12 protein-coding genes are annotated in these 14,105 nt (G+C 29.2%); 8 read left to right on the top strand and 4 right to left on the bottom strand.

Features of this window, described 5'->3' with window-relative positions; genetic code table 11:
• Position 1: 1 nt before the first annotated feature.
• The 3 genes from K337_RS0103685 to K337_RS0103675 all read right to left on the bottom strand — a co-directional run bounded on the left by K337_RS0103685 (position 2) and on the right by K337_RS0103675 (position 6,795).
• Positions 2 to 841, bottom strand: a complete 840-nt coding sequence (locus K337_RS0103685; protein WP_028855401.1) for a CheR family methyltransferase — start codon at positions 839 to 841, stop codon at positions 2 to 4.
• Between the two features lie 3 nt (positions 842 to 844).
• Positions 845 to 4,786 (bottom strand): response regulator, encoded by a 3,942-nt coding sequence (locus K337_RS17590; protein WP_051251590.1) that lies wholly within the window; start codon positions 4,784 to 4,786, stop codon positions 845 to 847.
• 86 nt (positions 4,787 to 4,872) lie between these two features.
• Complete coding sequence (locus tag K337_RS0103675) at positions 4,873 to 6,795, bottom strand: putative bifunctional diguanylate cyclase/phosphodiesterase (protein ID WP_028855400.1); 1,923 nt, start codon at positions 6,793 to 6,795, stop codon at positions 4,873 to 4,875.
• Positions 6,796 to 7,043: 248 nt separating this feature from the next.
• Between K337_RS0103675 and citC the strand changes: the two genes are divergently transcribed.
• The 8 genes from citC to K337_RS0103635 all read left to right on the top strand — a co-directional run bounded on the left by citC (position 7,044) and on the right by K337_RS0103635 (position 13,188).
• Positions 7,044 to 8,099: a [citrate (pro-3S)-lyase] ligase gene (gene citC / locus K337_RS0103670; protein ID WP_211226080.1), complete on the top strand. Its 1,056-nt coding sequence runs from the start codon at positions 7,044 to 7,046 to the stop codon at positions 8,097 to 8,099.
• A 5-nt stretch (positions 8,100 to 8,104) separates the two neighbouring features.
• Positions 8,105 to 8,638, top strand: coding sequence for a citrate lyase holo-[acyl-carrier protein] synthase (citX, locus tag K337_RS17585; RefSeq protein ID WP_084140776.1), 534 nt, complete (start codon positions 8,105 to 8,107; stop codon positions 8,636 to 8,638).
• Positions 8,639 to 8,767: 129 nt separating this feature from the next.
• Complete coding sequence (gene citG / locus K337_RS0103660; protein WP_037029156.1) at positions 8,768 to 9,616, top strand: triphosphoribosyl-dephospho-CoA synthase CitG; 849 nt, start codon at positions 8,768 to 8,770, stop codon at positions 9,614 to 9,616.
• Between the two features lie 351 nt (positions 9,617 to 9,967).
• On the top strand, positions 9,968 to 10,675 hold the full coding sequence (locus tag K337_RS0103655; protein ID WP_028855397.1) for a tRNA threonylcarbamoyladenosine dehydratase: 708 nt from the start codon (positions 9,968 to 9,970) through the stop codon (positions 10,673 to 10,675).
• A 16-nt stretch (positions 10,676 to 10,691) separates the two neighbouring features.
• Positions 10,692 to 11,192: a flavodoxin gene (locus tag K337_RS0103650; protein ID WP_028855396.1), complete on the top strand. Its 501-nt coding sequence runs from the start codon at positions 10,692 to 10,694 to the stop codon at positions 11,190 to 11,192.
• A 141-nt stretch (positions 11,193 to 11,333) separates the two neighbouring features.
• Positions 11,334 to 11,540, top strand: a complete 207-nt coding sequence (locus K337_RS0103645; protein ID WP_028855395.1) for a hypothetical protein — start codon at positions 11,334 to 11,336, stop codon at positions 11,538 to 11,540.
• A gap of 145 nt (positions 11,541 to 11,685) precedes the next feature.
• Positions 11,686 to 12,462: an MBL fold metallo-hydrolase gene (locus K337_RS0103640; RefSeq protein ID WP_028855394.1), complete on the top strand. Its 777-nt coding sequence runs from the start codon at positions 11,686 to 11,688 to the stop codon at positions 12,460 to 12,462.
• Positions 12,463 to 12,615: 153 nt separating this feature from the next.
• Entirely contained in the window at positions 12,616 to 13,188 is a 573-nt protein-coding gene (locus K337_RS0103635) for a uracil-DNA glycosylase (RefSeq protein WP_028855393.1), read from the top strand.
• A gap of 19 nt (positions 13,189 to 13,207) precedes the next feature.
• On the opposite strand, the gene K337_RS0103630 is transcribed toward K337_RS0103635, so the two are convergent.
• A complete protein-coding gene (locus K337_RS0103630) occupies positions 13,208 to 14,098 on the bottom strand; it encodes a fimbrial biogenesis chaperone (RefSeq protein ID WP_028855392.1) in 891 nt (296 codons plus the stop codon).
• Positions 14,099 to 14,105: the final 7 nt, after the last annotated feature.

Genomic DNA, 14,105 nt, shown 5'->3' with positions numbered 1-14,105 from the left:
ATTAACACCCTATCTTCTTTTTGTAAATTTTTGTAGTGGCAGTAATACTTTCAAATTTTTCATTTACACTGGTAAATTTTAAGTTTTCTTTAGATCCGATACCAATCATCCCTCCTGGTATCAAACTTTCTTCAAACAGCTCTAGAACCTGATTTTGTAATTCTTTATTAAAGTATATCAATACATTTCTACAGATAACTAAATTAGCATCGATAAAACTTTTATCGATCACCAGATTATGTTCTAAAAATGTTACATTTTTCAATAGATCTTGATCAAATATAGCATGATCATATTTTGCAACATAATAGTCTGAAAAAGATTTTTTCCCTCCTGCTTCCTGATAGTTTTTTGTCCATTTTTTTACGTCTTCTATTGAATAAATCCCCTCTTTTGCTATATCCAATACCTTTTTATTTATATCTGTTGCATATATGTTTACCCTATTTAATAGTCCTTCTTCTTTTAATAAAATTGCCATAGAGATAACTTCTTCGCCGGTAGAACAACCGGCATGCCATATATTTATAGATGGATATGTTTTTAGAAGAGGGATTACATCTTCCCTCAAATCTTTAAAAAATTTAGGAAACCTAAACATCTCGGTTACATTTATAGATAGATCCAATAATATTTGTTTCAATACCTCTCTATCGTAAAGCATTTTTTCTGTTAATTGAGTTATAGTTTTTAAATTATCTAACTTAACTCTTCTTAAGATCCTTCTTTTTAAATGACTCTTTGTATAGTTTTTAAAATCATAACCATACTTTAAATAAATTGCTTCAATTAATAATTGTAACTCTATATTTTCTATTTCTAACAATTCTTTTTCATTCATAATTTATAACCAAACCCTGAGTAAAGACAATAATTTATTTTTATCAATTGGTTTAGAAAGATATTCATTGGCTCCAGCTTCAAGGCATGAATCTCTATCACCTTTCATAGCTTTTGCTGTCAAAGCAATAATAGATAGATCTTTAAATTCATTCATTTTTCTTATCTCTCTCATCGCTTCATATCCATCCATAACCGGCATCATAATATCCATTAAAACTAAATCTATTTTTTCCATATCCTTTAATTTTTCCAGTGCTTCAATTCCATCATTAGCTATTTCTACATCAATTCCATTCATCTCTAGAATACTAGATAATGCGAATACATTCCGCATATCATCATCTACAACTAATATTTTTTTATCTTTAAATATTTCATAGTCATTACTTGTAACAACATTTTTATGTTTTTTTACATTATGAACAAATAGTTTAATCTCATCTAATAATCTCTGACTCGATTTATCTCCTTTAATAATAATATTTTCTACTTTATTTCTTAATTTTTTTTCTTCATCCATACAAATTTCTTTACCAGTGTAAACTATTATTGGAATGTTTGAAAAATTACTATCTTCTTTCAGCCTTTCTATAAATTCAAAATCATTATAATCTAATAATCCTAAATCCAATATCAATAGATCTATATTATTTTCAGTCAGAATTTCTAATGCATCTTCTCCCGATGTACTAGACAAGATTTCAATATCTTTATAGTCATGTTTTATTAGTTCTGTAAGTGCATCATTCTGTATCTTATCATCTTCAACCACTAATATCTTATCGATTTTATATCCATTTAATTCTGCCCCTTCTAATATATTTTCAATTTGAGTTTTACTTACAGGTTTTTTTAAAAACTCTACATCTTTTTCAAACATACTTTTTTCATAATCTCCGCCACTAATAATATTAACCGGAATATTCATTGTTCTTTTATTATTCTTCAACCTCTCCAGTACTTCTAATCCGTCAATTTTGGGGAGTCCTATATCCAATATAACTCCTGTAGGCATATAATAATCAGCAAGATATAATCCCACTTCTCCAGTTTCAGCAACAATCACTTTAAAGTTTTTTGCCCTGCTAATATCCATTATGACCTTTGCAAAATTTGGGTCATCATCAATAATTAATAATACTTTATCGTTATTATCGATATCATGTCTGTCGTCTAATACATATGGAATCTCAAAAGGTTTTTTAAATAGTTTTTCTCCCACTTCCTTATTCAGCTCTTCTATCAATTCATCAGATACCTTCTTTACAACATTTGTTTTTTCTTTTTCAAAATGAAAAGTATCATATGTCACAGGTAAAGTTAAAGTAAATTTACTCCCGATATCTTTAGTACTTTCAACCTCTAATGTTCCACCTAATAACTCGGCATATTCCATAGAAATTGAAAGTCCCAATCCTGTCCCTCCAAATTCTCTGCTTATAGTCCCATCCTCTTGCTGGAAAGCATCGAAAATACTTTTAATTTTATCATCTGAAATTCCAATTCCAGTATCATTTATTTCAAATTTAATTTTATTATCACATTCCCTGATATTTAAATTAACACTTCCTTGTTTTGTAAATTTAAAAGCATTAGATATTAAATTTTTAATAATTTGTTTAACTTTAACTTCATCAGTCATTACATTTCCAGGTAATTCTTTTGAAACATTAATTAAAAATTCAAGGTTCTTTCTAATGGATATCTGTTCGAACATTCCAAACATTTCACTTTTAAAATCTTCAATATCCATCTTTGAGATATTAACTTCCATTTTTCCGGCTTCAACCTTGGACAGATCTAAAATATCATTGATTAATTTTAACAGATCACTTCCTGACGTATTAATAGTTTTTGCAAATTCCCTCTGTTTTTCAGTTAAATTTGAATTTTTTTCACCTAATAGTTCCGAAAGTATCAATATACTATTTAAAGGTGTTCTAAGCTCATGGCTCATATTCGCAAGGAATTCAGATTTATATTTATTTGATAAAACCAAGTCTTTGGCTTTTTTTTCTAACTCTTTCTGACTAATATTAAGTTCATTATTTTTATTTTCCAGCTCTTTTTTTTGTATCTCAAGCATCTCTGTATTCTCTTCTAACTCTTCATTTATAACCCTTAATTCTTCCTGCTGACTTTCTAACTCTGCCTGAGAGTCTTTTAATACAACTGATTGTGTTTCTAATTCCTCATTTGTAACCCTTAGTTCTTCTTGCTGTACCTGGAGTTTTTCAGCATATTCATTTGCAGCCGCTAATAACTTTTCTACAGTTTCAAAATTTAAAATATTATTAATAGCAATTCCTATACTTATTTGAGCTAATTCTAAAAATTCAATTACAAGATCGGAAAATTCCAATGTCGAAGCTATTTCTAACACTGCTACAACTTTATTTTGATAGTTACACGGTATAACTATAATATTAGCAGGAGAAGTGCTCCCTACCCCTGAGTTTATTGATATATAATCTTTTGGAAGGTCTGAAACTACTATTATCTCTTTTTCTAAAGCTGCCTGTCCTACTAAACCTTCTCCAAATTTAAAATCATCAGGTAATCCTTTTCTCTTTTTAAATGCGTAACTTGCAGCTAATTCATATTGTTTTTCATCAGATTTTTCATTCAGTAAATATAATACTCCTACCTGTCCATCGATCTTTTTAGTAATAAAAGAAATTAACTGGCTGAGTAAATTTTGTAAATCATGAGTTGTCTGAGAGATGTGATTGATATCCATCTGTCCTTTCCGGATCCAATCTCTGCGTTTTCTTTCATCTAAATTTTCTTTCAACTTATTGATGAGCGAGGCATACCCAGTTGATAACTCAACGAATTCAGTGGATGAATTCTTTTCAATATCCAAATTTACATCTAATTTATTTAAATCGAAATCTCTCATTTTTTTTACAAAATCAATGATCGGTGAAGTAATTTTATTAATTGCAATCCATAATAACCCCAATGTTACAATCAATATTATTATTCCAACTGCGATACTTCTATATGTTGTTTTCACAGTTTTATTTGTCAATACTTTTAAATCAGTAAAAAAATATATATACCAATTGGTTCTCACCTGAGGGATCTCTATCTTTGAAACCACCTCATACCTATCTTTATTTTCCCTTGAAATTAATTTTTTTAACTTTAGTTCATCAATAATAGGAGTTATCTCTAATCCAATTTTATAAATGTTATTCCCGTTTAAACTAGAATTAAAATTATTAAAGATCATATTCCCTTTATCATCAACTAATGCAATACTCTCATTTGGATTAACAAATCCAGATATCAACTTTTCAAAATATTGCATTGAAACATCTATCCCTACAACTCCTAGAAATTTATTTTTTTCATATAGAGGCTTCGCTATTGTAAATACCAATTTTTCTTCACCATTTTCGATAAATTTATAGGGTTGTGAGATAATTGTCACCCCTGCTTTTTTTGCTTCCAAATAAAAATCATAATTCAAAATATTATTGATATTATTGATATCAACTTTTCCCGCTTCTTTTATAAGATATGAAATATACTGCCCGTTTTCAGCATACTTATCATTGTTGATATAATCTGAATCTCTTCCATCAAATGCATTGGGCTCCATTACGATATTATAACCAATTATATTAGGTTGTTTAAGTATACTTTGTTCTATATTTTTTTCAAATTTTTCTCTTTTATTGTAAATCTCATCATTATTTCTGATTGACATTAAAATATCAGAAAATTCACGATTTATCTCTGTCATTTGATAAATTTTTTGTTGGATCTTTAGAGTATTTATACTGGCATCCCCCTCTAATCTAACTATTCCTCCTTCAAATTCTAAGTCTCTACTATTCTTATATGAGTGTGCGATCATTATCGTTCCTACAAAAAATATTATACTAAAGGCCCATATAAAACTTTTTCTTTTTACAGATCTATGTTTTTCCACTTGAAATTTCCTCCTAATTTTTATTATATATATATCTCTCTCTAGTTATTAAAATAAAAAAATGGGGGTTCCCCATTTTTTTTATTTTAGATTTTTTTAGTATACTCATCTTTATCTAATTTTTTTATTACTTCATCTAATTCTTCTGGTTTACCATAATAATACCCTTGAAAAATTTCTACTCCCATCTCCTTTAACATATTTATCTCTTCTATAGTCTCTGTTCCTTCCACTATCACTTCTAAACCTAAGCTCTTACCTAATTCTATGATAGTTTTTATAATCTTCATATTTTCAGTACATTCAAACATATTTATTACAAATGAACGGTCAATTTTTAAGGTAGTTATCGGCAGCTTCGACAGGTAAGAAAGGGAAGAATACCCTGTACCAAAATCATCTATAAAAAAATTGATCCCTATTTTTTTTAAATTTTCCATCTTTTCAATAGATTTATCGATATCGTCTATAAATGCTCCTTCGGTAAGTTCAAAATTAATACCTTTTAAAGTCCCATGCTTAGTTATAATCTCCTCTGAAAAATATTTTTTATTAAAATGTATTGGAGATATATTTAATGATACAGAAGTTTTTAATCTCACTATATCTTTTTTTACCTGCTCTATTAGAAAATAAGTCAAATCTATAATCAAGGAGGATTTTTCAGCTATTGGTATAAATATCCCTGGAGATATATTACCTTTTTCAGGGTGATCCCACCTCATAAGTGCTTCAAACTCAACCTTTTTAGTATTTAAATTCACTTTAGGTTGATAATATATTTTAAACTCTTTTTTTTCTATTCCTTTTTTTATATCATTCCCTAAAAGATAAAATGCACCATCTCCATGTTTTTTTTCAAAATCAAGCTGATCAAATAAAGTCTTCATAGCAGTTTTTATCGATAGATCTCTCTTATATTCCTTAAAAACTTTACAAATAAATATTTTATATTCATTCCCCTTAATTTCATTGAATTTTTCTATATTTTCTAAAAACCTTTTTTCTAATTTTATTATTTCTCCCGAATCAACTGACCCTTCAATAACCACTAAAAATTGATCTCCATTTAATCTTATAATTTTATCACTACTTCTAAATGTTTCTTTCAATATAGAAACCAAAGAAATTATTGCCTTATCCCCTATTTCCATACCAAATTCATTATTAATATAAGTTAAATCAACTATATCAAACAATCCAAAATATATCTTTTTATTGATTTTATTGGCGTTATTATAATTTATTAATTCATTCAATTTTTCCATACCTTTTTCTCTTTTTAATACCCCTGTAAGATTATCAAAATTAGATTTTATATAGAGTTCTTCGGTAATTTTTTCTTTTTGGCTGAGTATTCTCCTTGTAGTAGAGATCAATAAAAGAACTAGCAGTATTATTAAAACACCATTTAATATTATATAGGTAAATTTTTCTAAAATTCTTAAATTTAAATTTTTCATCTTTATATCTGCACCGGCAATATATTTTCTTCCGTCTTTAGATTCTAACACAAGATATACAGATCTAAATCCTCCACCTTTATCTGTACTATCTATATAATGAATACTTTTGTTTTTCAATACATCGATAGTTTCCTTTATAGAATCATCTTCCAAATCTTGAAAATTTATCCAGTAAAGTTCCGTTGAATCCTTATCTCTTACTTTGTCGATATATTCCTCAACGTCTCCTCCAACTGCTGTATAAGTAGGCATGCCTTTTTCATCTACTATAGTATATAGGTAGTCAACCTTATTTGCTCTTGACATCTCATTCAAAATCTCTGTCGTTTTTAATGCTTCTTCATCGGTATGGGAGTTTTTATCCATATTTTTAAATGTATAATCATTTCCTAAATAATACGGTATATTTTTTGCTGCTCTATAAAGGTTAGAATTTATTTCCTGTAGCTCCTTATCTCTCAAATATGAATACCCTAAGTACCCATAGATAAATATCCCTATTGTCAGTAGTATAAATATTTTCACATTCTGCTTAACCTTCATTTATTCTCCTCGATTTAAATTATTTATTAAATAATCATGTTTACGGCCATTGGTTATTACACCTGTATTTTTTTCTTACTATTAAATATATATTTTATTTGTAAGTTTTGCAAATTAAAATTCCATTTATTAAAAGAAATTAATTTGTTTTTCAATTTTTTCATTCTATTTTTACACAAATATTCCTTTATTTACACTTTTTTTGTTCTATGGTATATTTAATTATAAAATAAAAGGGGTTTTTTATTATGAATTATAATGTTGAAAAATTACATCTAACAAATATAGAAGAAGTAAGTGAAATTAGGTCTTTTCTATCTACATTTCAATTAGATTACGAAAAAGATATCGATTATACCGTTGTTATCAGAGATAACAATAAAATTATTGCTACCTGTTCAAAAGCTAAAGATGTTTTAAAAGGATTTGCTGTAAATCATTCGGTCCAAGGGGAAGGAATTACTAATCTTCTCATTACAGCTATCCAGGATAGACTCTTTCAAGAGGGGATCTTCCATTCATTTATCTTTACAAAACCCATCTATGAAACTACCTTTAAGTCCTTTGGTTATAAGGTCATAGCCAGTGTAGAAGAGGTTTCATTATTAGAATATGGATTTAATGATATCCATAAAAGTTTGGCTACTATGAAAAAATTATATGGTGTAGATAGTTCTATTCCTAAAACAGCACTTGTTATGAATTGTAACCCCTTCACTCTGGGACATCGATATCTCATTGAAGAAGCCAGCTTAAAATCAGAACAAGTTCTTGTCTTTATAGTTGAAGAGGATAAATCACTTTTCCCATTTGTAGACAGATACCACATGGTAAAAAATGGAGTGGCAGATTTAAAAAATGTCACAGTTATTCCTGGCGGAAAATATATAATCTCCTCTGCTACTTTCCCGGCATATTTCTTAAGGGAAGAAACCAAAGTTTTAAGTGCATATACAAAATTAGATGCTACTGTTTTTTCAAAATATTTTTGTAAACAATTTAATATAACTAAAAGGATGCTTGGAGAGGAGCCCTATTGTCCTGTCACAAAAAATTATAATGAAGCATTAGTAAGTGTACTAGAAAATCATGGTGTAGAAGTAGAGGTTATCCCCAGAAAGTGGATAGCTACACCTGAAAATTATATAAGTGCTTCTAAAGTACGAAATCTTATAAAAAAAGAGGGCAGAGAAGCTTTGGATAAGCTTTCGGAATTTATTCCAACGATAACACTAAATTATTTAAGATCAGAGGAGGGTAAGGAAGTAATTAAGAAAATTATAAATTCTAATACTCCCCATTAACTATTATGATAAATCCAATGGATATTTTAGATGCTAGAGAAAATCGGGCTTATTTGCAAGAGGAATTAATTAAAAAGTTTAATCTACCCCTCCTTGTAATCCGAGCTAACTACCCAGGAATAGATAAAAATAATAAAACAACTAAGTATATTATAGAAGTAATGTATGAGACAATCTTATCCAGGGTTTCTCCCATTAATATAAAAAAAATCGATTCCTTTGAAGGGAATGTTTACCTTTTAAGTATCGACACTTCTCCTTCTCAGTTAAAAAAAATGACAGTAGATATAGAAACTAATCATCCTTTGGGAAGATTGGTAGATATCGATATATTAGATCTGAATAACCATACTTTGAGTCGGACTGATCTCGGATTTCCTCCGAGAAAGTGCTTTATTTGTTCCGCTCCTGCCCATAATTGTGTAAGAAGTCGAAAACATAGTTTAGAGGATATTTTGAAATATATAGAAATTAAAGTTTCAGATTATAAAAATTTAGCTTTAAATTATACAGATAAACACAATAAAAAAGCAACGTGACGTTGCATCCAAACAGGCACAATCTAGCTCTTTATAGCCTATTATTTATTCAATAAATTTATAATTTGCTAGATAATAAAAAACAAACATGATGTTACATCCAATTAGCCATAATAAAAGGAGTTAAAAATGTATAACGACATAATATTTAAATTAGGTGAATTTGCCACTGAAGCTATGATCTACGAAGTTTCCTGCTTTCCCTCCTTTGGTTTAGTTTCCCCTGTATCTTCTGGAAGTCATACAGATATGGATTATTTTACCTTTATAGATAGTACTACTGCCCTAAACAGATATTTTTTAGAGATGGCTTATGCCGGATATTCTAACGACCCTATTAACAAAATTTTTGCCCATGCCAGAAAAATTGGTGAAAAAGCTGAGAAGGCTATGTTTGCTAAAACTAATGGTGTTAATACCCATAAGGGGATGATCTTTGTTTTGGGTTTAGGGATAACTGCCAGCAGCAAAATTTTATATGATGGTAGAGATTTTAATGAAATCTCTAAGCTGATAAAAAGTATGACCGCTGGTATAGTAGAAAGTGAGCTTAAAAACCTCAGTACTAAAACCAGCCTTACTCATGGAGAAAAAATTTTTTTAGAGTATGGCATTAGCGGGGTTCGTGGAGAAGCAGAGATGGGATTTCCAATAGTCTTTAACTATGCCTTAGATCTCTATGATTCTACCAAAGAATTGGGACAAAATAATCGTTTAGTTCAGGCACTTTTAGGAATTATGAGCCAATGTAAAGATACTACCATACTTCACAGGCATGACTACGATACCCTTTTAAATTTACAAAAAAACTCTGAAATTTTAATAAATTTGGGTGGATTTAATAATTCAGATAATATTTATGAAATTAATAATTTAAATTATCACAATGAAAAAAATGGTATTAGTCCCGGAGGATGCGCAGATCTATTGGCTTTAACCGTTTTTATCAGTAAATTAAAAGAATCTTTTTTTTCTTAAATAAAAATAAATAAATTTAAGTTGCAATTATTAAAAAATTTTAATATAATACCTTTAAGAAATAAATATTCTTTCCCTAGTAATAATCTTATTTCTTGTTTGGCTCACACAATATTTTTCTTCCCTAGTAAAATTATTGTAATATGGTGAGACCAAAATAAAAAACCATACTGAAAAGTATGGTTTTTTTATTACCTAGAAAATTTTAATTTTTATTAATTGAATTTAACGTCACATTGTCTATTTTTTAAAATTCTTGATTAAAAAAATCAAATATTATATAATTATTTATAATCTAAATACCTTATTTTTACATCTAAAGTAAAAAAGGTTTTAAAAGGAGAAATATAAATGAAACAATTTAGTAGACAGTCCCTCCTTATTGGAGAGGAAAACACACACAAATTAATAAATTCTTCGGTAATTGTCTTCGGATTAGGTGGCGTAGGAGGATTCACTATAGAATCACTGAGTCGTGCAGGTATCGGAACTATAACTTTAGTTGACTTTGATACTGTGGATATCACTAATTTAAACAGACAAATTATAGCTACACACAGCTCTATCGGAGAAGAAAAAACAAAGTTATTTAAAGATCGTATCTTGGATATAAACCCTAATGCTGTAGTTAATATCCATAATCTAAGGGTTACACCTGAAAATGCCAAAACTTTATTTGATCATATAAAATATGATTATATTGTAGATGCCATAGATACTGTTTCTGCTAAATTAGCTTTAATTGAGATTAGTAAAGATAGAAATATCCCTATAATCTCCTCCATGGGATTTGGAAATAAATTGGATCCTACAACTATACAGATTGCAGACATCAGCAAAACCAGTGTATGTCCTTTGGCTCGTACTATAAGACAGGAGCTAAAAAAAAGAAGGATAAAAAAAGTTAAAACAGTTTTTTCTACAGAGATTGCTATAAAACCTAAAAACCTAGATGGTTCTAGGGAAAAAGCTGTCAATGTAGGAAGTGTCTCCTTTGTCCCTTCAGTAGCAGGGCTTGTTATAGCCGGAGAAGTAATTAAAGATCTAATAAAAAGTTAAATAGGAGTTGATATAGATGAAAAAAATAGGATTATTTTATGGAACTACCGGTGGAAGAACTACTGGTGTAGTTGATGAATTTGATTTTAATCTGAGAGATGAGGTTGAAATATTTGATGTAGCCAACGGGATTGAAAAAATAAAAGAATTTGAAAATCTAATCTTAGTTACACCTAGTTACGGATTTGGTGAATTAGAAGCTCACTGGGAAGCTGTTATAGAAAATTTTAAAAAAATTGATCTTAGTGGTAAAACTTTAGCTCTCGTAGGTTTAGGAAGCCAGACTACATTTGGAGAATCCTTTGTAGGAGCTTTAGAGATTTTATATAAGATCATCATTAAAAATGGCGGGAAGATTATTGGATTAACTTCTACAGATGGATATCATTTTGAAGAATGTGAAGCTATCATTGAAGGTAAATTTATGGGGTTAGTTTTAGACGAAGAAAATCAAGATGACATGACTCCTGACAGGATCTATGACTGGCTTGAAGTTATTAAAAAAGAATTTAACTAAAAAATTAATTTAGGAGGGTGAAGCCCTCCTTTTTTTTTTACTCTAAACCTTATCTTAAAATACAGATAGTTTTTATTGACAAATTAAGATTATGAAGTTATAATAGTTATATATAAATAAAGATAACTAGGAGGAGTTTTTATGAAAGTTTCATCAAGGAAGAATAAATGGGTATTTGAGTTTGATACTATCTCTATTGTATGTGGTATTACTAAGGTTAACAATACATACACAATATTATTCGAGTTGAATGATAAGATTATAAAAATAAATACCAATGACTTGGATAAAACATTTTTATCTTTAGAAAGATCATTTAATTCCAACACTATCTTAAATTACAGATAATTTATAGAAATAATTTTATAGATTTTCGGCGACTACAAGTCGCCTTTTTTTATTTCAAATTTATGATATAATATAAGGAATATAAAACTGTCAATTTTAAAAAGACTAAAACAATTATTGAATAATTTAATTTGAAAGGAAATTTATGAAAGTATCAATACTAGGGAGCGGAAGTTCTGGAAACTCTATTTTTATCGAGATAAACAATGTTAAAATTTTAATCGATGCTGGATTTAGCGGGAAAAAAATAAAAGAAAAATTAGAAGTTATAGAAGAAGATATCAATGATATTCAGGCTCTCCTCATAACCCATGAACATGGAGATCATGTTTTAGGAGCCGGGATTATATCCAGGAAATATAATCTGCCTATCTATATAACCGAGGAAAGCTACGATGCCTGTAAGCATAAATTAGGAAAGATAGACCCTTCTAATCTAAATTTTATAGAGGGAAAATTTTATTTAGAGACTGTAGCAATAACTCCATTTGATGTTATGCATGACGCTGAGAGAACTATTGGCTTTTCAGTAGAATATATGGGAAAAAAACTTACTTTGGCTACTGACATAGGACATATTACCAATATTGTTCGGGAGCAGTTTAAAGGCTCTCAAATTGCTATCATTGAGTGTAACTACGATTATAACATGCTTATGAATTGTGACTACCCTTGGGATCTAAAGTCACGTGTAAAAGGAAGAAATGGTCACCTCTGCAATGAGGATACTGCAAAATTTTTGACTGAACTATACCATGAAGACTTAGAAAAAGTTTATTTAGTTCATGTGAGCAATGACAGTAACTGCTATGACCTCGCTTATAATACTGTGGAATTTGAATTGATAAAAAATGATATAAATATCGACCTTGAGATTGTAAGACAAAATACTGTTACACCTATATATAAATTAAAAAAATAATCTCTTAGTGAGTAAGACACGATCGTCATTGTAGAAACAGTACTGCTGAAGTATAACGACTATAAACTTCGATTTTTATAATCTAGAAAAAAAGTCTAAACTTAGTCTACGATATTTTTTATTTGGCAAAAAAAGAAAAGATAGGAGGTAAATATGAAAATTAATAATTTATGGGAAGAACTCAATTTTGAGATAAATACCTGTAAGATTTTTAAGAAAAGTGAAAAAGACAGTAAAGTATTATTAGGAGGGGGGAATAGAAATTCCAACCTTTTATTTATAGGAGATGACCCTAATCTTTTTGAGGATGAAAACCTAAGGGTAGCTCCTAACAGCAGCGGTGCATTCTTTAAAAACCTATATGAATTGGTCGACCTGTCACCTGAGGAATTTTATCTTACCAATATTGTAAAGTGCAATTTAAGGTTAAAGGATCTTTCTGAGGAAGAGAAAAAGATCTATGCAGATGTTTTAGATATGCAGATTGCCCTTTTAAATCCTAAAGTAATCATTACCCTTGGACAAGAGGTCAGCCGATTTTTACTGAGAGATGATACATTAAAGATTTCTGAAATTCGTGGGAAAACTTACGATTGGGATGGAGGAATCAAAGTAAACCCTACCTATGATCCTAATTTTTTAATCAGAAATAGTGATAAGAAAAAGGGCAGTCCCAAGTGGCTGACTTGGAAGGATATGGAGGAAATAAAAAAAACTCAAGGATAATCTTGAGTTTTTTTATTAACTATCCTTTTTTCTCTGCCTTATTTTTCATCTCTACCGTTCCTTCTTTCTCTTTTTTATTTGTTTTTTCTTCCAACTCCTTCAGATATTTTTCTGCACTTATTTTTTTTACAGTAATAAGTTTTTCTCCTAGCTTAAATTCATCATATTCTTTTTCTCCTTCTTTCCCTTCCCTGTTCTTTATTTTAACCCTATAATAAAATTCTACCTTCATCTTATTGGCATCCTTTGAAATTTTATTTAACTCTACAACAGAATCAAGGTAATTTTCTCTCATTGCCTTTCCCACCAATAAATCTTCAGTTTTTAATTTTTTCATATCCTTATAATAAGTTATTTTATAAACTACATCCAAGGCTGTTGTTCCTATATTTGTAATTTTAGATACTAAATATGTTTTTTTCTTATCGGTAACAAGTTGAAAAGTATCGAAATTTCCACCATATTCTAGTTTACCTCTATAACCATATACTGTAGAAACCAATATATGTACTACTTCTAGATCAACGCCTACCTTTTCTTCATCTTTTTCAGTATTATCATATTTTTTTACCGGCACCTCCTCAAATACCAGATGACTTCTATATTCCCCTTCTACCAGACCCTTTGGTGGTCTGGCAGCCATCCTAATTACTTTTTTACTGTTGGGTTTGAGATAAACGATTTTAGGGTATACAATTACCCAATCACCCATGTAGAGATCCTTTGTTTTTTGATCTTCCGGTCTCCTTGAATAGATTTTTATTTTTTTTAACTTTTTAGTACCATTCTTCAGATAAATTTTTTGAGTTGCCTGTCTATCCAAGCTCAATTCCTGAATTTGAGGCGCTACCTCAAAGTTAGCATATAACCCTGAAAACAAGAATAAATATATAATCATTTTTTTTATCATAATCCCA

The organism is Psychrilyobacter atlanticus DSM 19335 (genome assembly GCF_000426625.1).
Taxonomy (GTDB): Bacteria; Fusobacteriota; Fusobacteriia; order Fusobacteriales; family Fusobacteriaceae; genus Psychrilyobacter; species Psychrilyobacter atlanticus.
This window is presented reverse-complemented; position numbering and strand designations above follow the sequence as displayed.

Bases quoted from the DNA above. Each gene is read 5' to 3' on its own strand.
- K337_RS0103630 (WP_028855392.1), bottom strand. From the start codon at position 14,098: ATGATAAAAAAAATGATTATATATTTATTCTTGTTTTCAGGGTTATAT.
- K337_RS0103635 (WP_028855393.1), top strand. From the start codon at position 12,616: ATGAAAATTAATAATTTATGGGAAGAACTCAATTTTGAGATAAATACC.
- citX (WP_084140776.1), top strand. From the start codon at position 8,105: ATGATAAATCCAATGGATATTTTAGATGCTAGAGAAAATCGGGCTTAT.
- K337_RS0103685 (WP_028855401.1), bottom strand. From the start codon at position 841: ATGAATGAAAAAGAATTGTTAGAAATAGAAAATATAGAGTTACAATTA.
- K337_RS0103645 (WP_028855395.1), top strand. From the start codon at position 11,334: ATGAAAGTTTCATCAAGGAAGAATAAATGGGTATTTGAGTTTGATACT.
- K337_RS0103675 (WP_028855400.1), bottom strand. From the start codon at position 6,795: ATGAAGGTTAAGCAGAATGTGAAAATATTTATACTACTGACAATAGGG.
- K337_RS0103650 (WP_028855396.1), top strand. From the start codon at position 10,692: ATGAAAAAAATAGGATTATTTTATGGAACTACCGGTGGAAGAACTACT.
- citG (WP_037029156.1), top strand. From the start codon at position 8,768: ATGTATAACGACATAATATTTAAATTAGGTGAATTTGCCACTGAAGCT.
- K337_RS0103655 (WP_028855397.1), top strand. From the start codon at position 9,968: ATGAAACAATTTAGTAGACAGTCCCTCCTTATTGGAGAGGAAAACACA.
- K337_RS0103640 (WP_028855394.1), top strand. From the start codon at position 11,686: ATGAAAGTATCAATACTAGGGAGCGGAAGTTCTGGAAACTCTATTTTT.
- citC (WP_211226080.1), top strand. From the start codon at position 7,044: ATGAATTATAATGTTGAAAAATTACATCTAACAAATATAGAAGAAGTA.